Raw genomic sequence first — 6,393 nt, 5'->3', positions numbered from 1 at the left:
AACGGTCGCTTCCTTTGTACTCACCCTCTCGGGCTTTCCTCCGGGCGCTTCCCTTCGGTCTTGCGTTTCCGACTCTATCAGATCTTTTCTCGACCCGATTTCCTCGGCGCTTTCCAGGTTTCCGCTTCCGCGTTTCCCTTTCCGGCGGTTCCGACTTTATCAGAAGTTTCTGAGTCGGATTTCCCGCCCCGGCCGGACATGTCCTCGGTGCCTGAGTTGGCCCGGGTGCCCCGTCGGGAGGAGTTGTAAACCTACTGGAGCGGGGCGCCCCGATGCAAATCGAGGCGCCGCGCTCCCAGTTGGCACTGGCTCAGACCCGACGGTCCGTCAGACCTCCACCACCACGGGCAGGATCATCGGCCGGCGCCGGTACGTGTCGGAGACCCACTTGCCGAGCGTGCGGCGGATGAGCTGCTGCAGCTGGTGGGGTTCGACCACGCCGTCCTGCGCGGAGCGTTCGAGTACCTCGGTGATCCGGGGGATCACATCGCCGAAGGCGGAGTCCTCGATGCCCGAGCCGCGGGCCTGGACGTGCGGACCGCCGGTGATCTTCCCGGTGGAGGAGTCCATGACCACGAAGACCGAGATGATGCCCTCGTCGCCGAGGATCTTCCGGTCCTTCAGCGCCGGCTCGCCCACGTCACCGACCGAAAGGCCGTCGACGTAGACGTAGCCCGCCTGGACCTTGCCGGAGATCTTGGCCTTGCCCTCGACGAGGTCGACGGCGACGCCGTCCTCGGCGATGACGATGCGGTCGTGCGGGACTCCGGTGAGGGCGCCCAGTTCGGCGTTGGCGCGCAGGTGGCGCCATTCGCCGTGCACCGGCATCAGGTTCTTCGGGCGGCAGATGTTGTAGAAGTACAGCAGCTCGCCCGCGGAGGCGTGGCCGGAGACGTGGACCTTGGCGTTGCCCTTGTGGACCACGTTGGCGCCCCAGCGGGTGAGACCGTTGATCACGCGGTAGACCGCGTTCTCGTTGCCGGGGATGAGGGACGACGCGAGGATCACCGTGTCGCCCTGGACGATGCGGATCTGGTGGTCGCGGTTGGCCATGCGGGACAGGGCCGCCATCGGTTCGCCCTGGGAGCCCGTGCAGACCAGGACCACCTCGCTGTCCGGGAGGTCGTCGAGCGTCTTCACGTCCACGACCAGGCCCGGCGGGACCTTCAGGTAGCCGAGGTCCCGGGCGATGCCCATGTTGCGGACCATGGAGCGGCCGACGAAGGCGACCCGGCGGCCGTACTCGTGTGCGGCGTCCAGGATCTGCTGGATGCGGTGCACGTGGCTGGCGAAGCTCGCGACGATGATGCGCTTGCGGGCGCCGGCGAAGACCTGGCGCAGGACGTTGGAGATCTCCCGCTCGGGCGGGACGAAGCCCGGCACCTCGGCGTTCGTCGAGTCCGAGAGCAGGAGGTCGATCCCCTCCTCGCTCAGGCGTGCGAATGCGTGGAGGTCCGTGAGGCGGCTGTCCAGCGGGAGCTGGTCCATCTTGAAGTCGCCGGTGTGGACCACCATGCCCGCGGGGGTGCGGATGGCCACGGCCAGCGCGTCCGGGATGGAGTGGTTGACCGCGACGAACTCGCAGTCGAAGGGGCCGATGCGCTCGCGGTGCCCCTCCGCCACCTCCAGGGTGTAGGGGCGGATGCGGTGCTCCTGGAGCTTGGCCTCGATCAGGGCGAGGGTCAGCTTGGAGCCGATCAGCGGGATGTCCGGCTTCTCGCGCAGAAGGAAGGGGACGCCGCCGATGTGGTCCTCGTGGCCGTGCGTGAGGACGATGCCCTCGATGTCGTCGAGGCGGTCCCTGATGGACGAGAAGTCCGGCAGGATCAGGTCGATTCCGGGCTGCTCCTCCTCGGGGAAGAGCACTCCGCAGTCGACGATCAGCAGACGGCCGCCGTATTCGAAGACCGTCATGTTGCGGCCGATCTCGCCGAGACCGCCGAGCGGGGTGACCCGCAGGCCGCCTTCGGGGAGCGGCGGGGGCGGGCTGAGTTCGGGATGCGGATGACTCAAAAGACTCTCCTCACCACACGCGCCACGTACCGGTTGGGCACGTGGCGCGCGTGACGTTCGTGCAGAAGCAGTTGTCGTTGTGGGTGGTGCGGGCACCGGTGGCCCGCTTATTCAGTTGTGAAGCATGTGCGCGGGGGTCCGCGCGAAGTCTGATGTCAGAGCTGTACCCCGCCGGCGGCAAGATCGATCTTGAGTTGCTCGATCTCCTCGGGCGCGCACTCGACCATGGGGGCGCGCAGCGGTCCGGAGGGCAGACCCTTGAGCGCGAGCGCCGCCTTGGCGGTCATCACGCCCTGCGTGCGGAACATACCCGTGTAGACGGGGAGCAGCTTCTGGTGGATCTCGGTGGCCTTCTGGACGTCGCCCGAGGTGTACGCGTCGACCAGGGCGCGCAGCTCGGGGGTGACGACGTGGCCGACGACGGAGACGAAGCCGACCGCGCCGACGGAGAGCAGCGGCAGGTTGAGCATGTCGTCGCCGGAGTACCAGGCGAGGCCGGAGCGGGCGATGGCCCAGCTCGCGCGGCCGAGGTCGCCCTTGGCGTCCTTGTTGGCGACGATGCGCGGGTGCTCGGCGAGGCGGACGAGCGTCTCGGTGTTGATCGGGACGCCGCTGCGGCCGGGGATGTCGTAGAGCATGACCGGCAGGCCGGTGGCGTCGGCCACGGCCGTGAAGTGCCGGTAGAGGCCCTCCTGCGGGGGCTTGTTGTAGTACGGCGTCACGACGAGCAGGCCGTGGGCGCCGGTGCGCTCCGCCGCTCGGGCGAGTTCGATGCTGTGGTGTGTGTCGTTGGTGCCGACTCCGGCCACGACGTGGGCGCGGTCGCCGACGGCTTCCAGGACGGCCCGTACGAGATCCGCTTTCTCCGCGTCGCTGGTGGTCGGGGACTCGCCGGTGGTGCCGTTGATGATCAGGCCGTCGTTGCCTGCGTCCACCAGGTGGGCGGCGAGCCGCTGCGCGCCGTCGAGGTCGAGTGCGCCGTCCGCCGTGAAGGGCGTGACCATGGCGGTGAGGACCCGCCCGAAGGGGGTCTGCGGAGTCGAGGTCGGAGCCATGGGTTACACGCTACTCGTTGCTCAGGACGGGGTCTGCCCTAGGGGCAGGCGACAAGTCGTGACAAAGGTGGAGCCCGGCACTGCTTGCTCGGGGGTTCAAGCAGTGCCGGACCCGTTTGATCAGGCTAGATGAACTTCTCGAAATGCCGCAATACGGACACTTCGCACGGCTGAACCGTACATCTGTGCCTGATCGGGGAAGGCTGCCGCGTTACGGGGCCACGCGTCCGTTGGCGTTGAAGGCGGCGTACGTGAGCGGCATGAGCCGGGCCCACTCGGCCTCCATCTTCTCGCCGACCATCTCGATCTCGCGCTGCGGGAAGGACGGCACCTTCGCCAGCTCGTGCTGGGTGCGCAGACCGAGGAAGTGCATCAGCGAGCGGGCGTTGCAGGTGGCGTACATCGAGGAGTACAGGCCGACGGGGAGGACCGCGCGGGCGACCTCGCGGGCGACGCCGGCGGTGAGCATCTGCTGGTACTTCTCGTAGGCCTGGCGGTAGGAGCTCTCCATGGCCTCGCCGACCAGCCGGTGTTGCTCGGGGGTGCCCTCGACGAACTCGTACTTGCCCGGACGGCCCTGCTGGATCAGCTTCCGGGAGGTGTCCGGCACGTAGAAGACCGGCTGGAGCTCGCGGTAGCGGCCGCTCTCCTCGTTGTACGACCAGCCGACCCGGTGCCGCATGAACTCGCGGAAGACGAAGATCGGGGCGCTGATGAGGAAGGTCATCGAGTTGTGCTCGAAGGGGCTGCCGTGCCGGTCCCGCATCAGATAGTTGATCAGGCCCTTGGAGCGCTCGGGGTCCTTCTTGAGCTCGTCCAGGGACTGCTCCCCCAGGGTGGAAACCCGTGCCGCGAAGAGCACGTCGGAGTCGGCCGCGCTGTGTTTCACCAGTTCGACGGTGACATCGCTGCGCAGGTCGATCTTGAAGTCGTCGGGGGTCTCGGTCACGGTTCGCAGGGCCTTCCCATCGCGTCTCTTGGCGACGCCACTCTACGTTTGGTGACGGGCCGCAATGAAGTCGGTGAAACAGGGCACCTTCGGGGGAGTTCGTTCGTCTCTACAGATGCACGTGATCCGTTCCACCCTCGAAGGGAGACGCACCCCTGATGTTCGGTCGGCGTGAACCCGTACCGTTCGCCTTCGTCGCCGAGGCCGACAGGTTCCGCAGCAATGTCACTCCCCCACCGCGTGAGCGGCTGTCCGTCGGCCAGATGGCCGGCCGATGGCTCACAGGCCTCACGATCGTGGCGGGGCTCGTGGGGTCCCTGATCATCGGGACGCCCGCGCTGTCGCCCGACCACTCGGCCCAGCAGCCGCAGCAGTCCCAGGCGTCCGAGAGGCGCTGAGCCGCCCCCGGACGGGCGGTGACTCCATCCGGCCCCCCGCCAGTGGTGACCGGGGACACAGATCGGTAGCCTCACCGGGCACAACCCGTGCATGGATCGAGTGAGGACCCGCCGTGCCCCTGCCCTTTCTGACGGCCGACCGCGTTTTCGAGGCGGCGGACGACGTTCCGCTCCCTTATGACGACCGTGACCGGTGGCGGCGGCCGTACCGGCCCGGGCCCTGGCGGGTGGCGGCCGCGGCGCTGGCGCTGCTGCTCGCCTCGTTCGTGCTGTTCGCCGCCGTCATCATCGCGGCGACGGCCGAACTGGCCTCGGTCGGGCTGGTGTTCGGCCTCGCGCTGCTCGTCATCGCCGGCGCGCTGCGGCTGCTGCGTGTGGGCGTGTGGGTGAGCGCCCGCGGGCTGCGCCAGGTGGCCTTCTTCACCACGCGGACGGCGCCCTGGGAGCAGGTCGTCTCCGTGCGCACGGTGCAGCAGCCGGTGCGCTGGCTGGGGCTGCCCCGGACCGTGCAGGGCCAGGCTCTGCTGCTGGAGCGGCAGGGGCGTACGGCGGAGGGCGTGCCGCCGTTGATGTCCACGCACAACCTGGACTTCCTGGGCCGTACGGAGGCCTTCGACCGGGCGGCCGACTCGGTGGAGGTCTGGGCGGACGAGTACCGCCCGCACTGACTTTTCCTCCGTATGCCGATGGGGCCGGACCGCGCGAGTCGCGGTCCGGCCCCATCGGCATACGGAGGCCCTGTTCAGGCGGTCTCGGGCTGCTTGCCGTCGTGCAGGGCGATGGCGCGCTGCATCGCCTTGCGGGCGCGCGGGGTGTCGCGGGCGTCGTGGTAAGCGACGGCGAGGCGGAACCAGGTGCGCCAGTCGTCGGGGGCGGCCTCGGTCTCGGCCTTGCGCCGGGCGAAGACCTCGTCGGCCGAGTCCCGGTCGATACGGCCGCTGGGGGTGCGCTTCAATTCGTCGACGGGCAGGCCGCCCTCGGCGTCGAGTTCGGCGGCGAGGACGTTGGCCCTGCGGACGAACTGGGTGTTCTTCCACAGGAACCACAGGCCGATGGCGGGCAAGATCAGCACCGCCACGCCGAAGGTGACGGTGAGGGGCGTGCCGGTCTCGATGAGCAGGACGCCGCGGCTGCCGACCAGGACGAAGTAGACGACCAGGACGGCGGCCGCGAGGGCGTAGGTGAGCTTCGCGCGCATGACGGTCAGGGGCTCAGTTCAGGTCCAGGAAGTGTTCCAGGCCGAAGGTCAGGCCCGGGGTGCTCACCACGCGGCGGGCGCCGAGCAGGATGCCCGGCATGAAGCTGCTGTGGTGGAGCGAGTCGTGCCGGACCGTCAGGGTCTCGCCCTCGCCGCCGAGCAGGACCTCCTGGTGGGCGAGGAGCCCGCGCAGCCGGACGGCGTGGACCGGGACGCCGTCGACGTCGGCGCCACGGGCGCCGTCCAGGGCGGTGGCCGTGGCGTCGGGGGCCGGGGCGGTGCCGGCGGCGCGGCGGGCCTCGGCGATGAGCTGCGCGGTGCGCGTGGCGGTGCCCGAGGGGGCGTCCACCTTGTTCGGGTGGTGCAGTTCGACGACCTCGACCGACTCGAAGTACGGGGCGGCGAGCTGCGCGAACTTCATGGTGAGGACGGCCCCGATGGAGAAGTTCGGCGCGATGAGCACGCCCGTCCCCGGGGACTTCTCCAGCCAGCCGTTCAGCTGTGCGAGGCGCTCCTCGGTCCAGCCGGTGGTGCCGACGACCGCGTGGATGCCGTGGCCGACGAGGAAGTCGAGGTTGGCCATGACCGAGTCGGGCGTGGTCAGCTCGACCGCGACCTGGGCGCCGGCCTCGGTCAGCGTCTCCAGCTTGTCGCCACGGCTCAGGGCGGCGACCAGCTCCATGTCCTCGGCGGCCTCGACGGCCCGGACGGCTTCGGAGCCGATCCGGCCCTTGGCGCCGAGGACCGCCACGCGCAGCTTGCTCATCTCTTGTGCTTCTT

The 6,393-nt window shown here is 69.3% G+C and carries 7 protein-coding genes; 2 read left to right on the top strand and 5 right to left on the bottom strand.

Going from position 1 to position 6,393, the window contains the following annotated elements:
• Positions 1–327 precede the first annotated feature (327 nt).
• The 3 genes from ACIGAQ_RS36170 to thyX all read right to left on the bottom strand — a co-directional run bounded on the left by ACIGAQ_RS36170 (position 328) and on the right by thyX (position 4,017).
• Positions 328–2,013 carry a ribonuclease J gene (locus ACIGAQ_RS36170; RefSeq protein WP_399790568.1) on the bottom strand — a complete coding sequence of 562 codons (1,686 nt, stop codon included), beginning with the start codon at positions 2,011–2,013 and terminating at the stop codon, positions 328–330.
• Between the two features lie 155 nt (positions 2,014–2,168).
• Positions 2,169–3,068 carry a 4-hydroxy-tetrahydrodipicolinate synthase gene (gene dapA / locus ACIGAQ_RS36165; RefSeq protein WP_362281641.1) on the bottom strand — a complete coding sequence of 300 codons (900 nt, stop codon included), beginning with the start codon at positions 3,066–3,068 and terminating at the stop codon, positions 2,169–2,171.
• Between the two features lie 211 nt (positions 3,069–3,279).
• Positions 3,280–4,017 carry an FAD-dependent thymidylate synthase gene (thyX, locus tag ACIGAQ_RS36160; RefSeq protein WP_311688476.1) on the bottom strand — a complete coding sequence of 246 codons (738 nt, stop codon included), beginning with the start codon at positions 4,015–4,017 and terminating at the stop codon, positions 3,280–3,282.
• A 158-nt stretch (positions 4,018–4,175) separates the two neighbouring features.
• On the opposite strand from thyX, the gene ACIGAQ_RS36155 reads away from it, so the two are divergent.
• Both ACIGAQ_RS36155 and ACIGAQ_RS36150 read left to right on the top strand, forming a co-directional pair.
• Positions 4,176–4,415 (top strand): hypothetical protein, encoded by a 240-nt coding sequence (locus tag ACIGAQ_RS36155; RefSeq protein ID WP_311688478.1) that lies wholly within the window; start codon positions 4,176–4,178, stop codon positions 4,413–4,415.
• 113 nt (positions 4,416–4,528) lie between these two features.
• Complete coding sequence (locus ACIGAQ_RS36150; protein WP_399790563.1) at positions 4,529–5,083, top strand: hypothetical protein; 555 nt, start codon at positions 4,529–4,531, stop codon at positions 5,081–5,083.
• 74 nt (positions 5,084–5,157) lie between these two features.
• On the opposite strand, the gene ACIGAQ_RS36145 is transcribed toward ACIGAQ_RS36150, so the two are convergent.
• Together ACIGAQ_RS36145 and dapB are read right to left on the bottom strand one after the other, a co-directional pair.
• Positions 5,158–5,613: a hypothetical protein gene (locus ACIGAQ_RS36145; RefSeq protein ID WP_399790560.1), complete on the bottom strand. Its 456-nt coding sequence runs from the start codon at positions 5,611–5,613 to the stop codon at positions 5,158–5,160.
• A 13-nt stretch (positions 5,614–5,626) separates the two neighbouring features.
• The gene (gene dapB, locus ACIGAQ_RS36140; RefSeq protein WP_311688484.1) at positions 5,627–6,379 is read right to left on the bottom strand and encodes a 4-hydroxy-tetrahydrodipicolinate reductase; all 753 of its coding nucleotides are present in this window, start codon (positions 6,377–6,379) and stop codon (positions 5,627–5,629) included.
• Positions 6,380–6,393 lie beyond the last annotated feature (14 nt).

The organism is Streptomyces sp. NPDC085932 (genome assembly GCF_044540525.1).
Taxonomy (GTDB): Bacteria; Actinomycetota; Actinomycetes; order Streptomycetales; family Streptomycetaceae; genus Streptomyces; species Streptomyces levis.
Note: the sequence above shows the minus strand (reverse complement) of the source record. Positions and strands in the feature narration are given on the sequence as shown.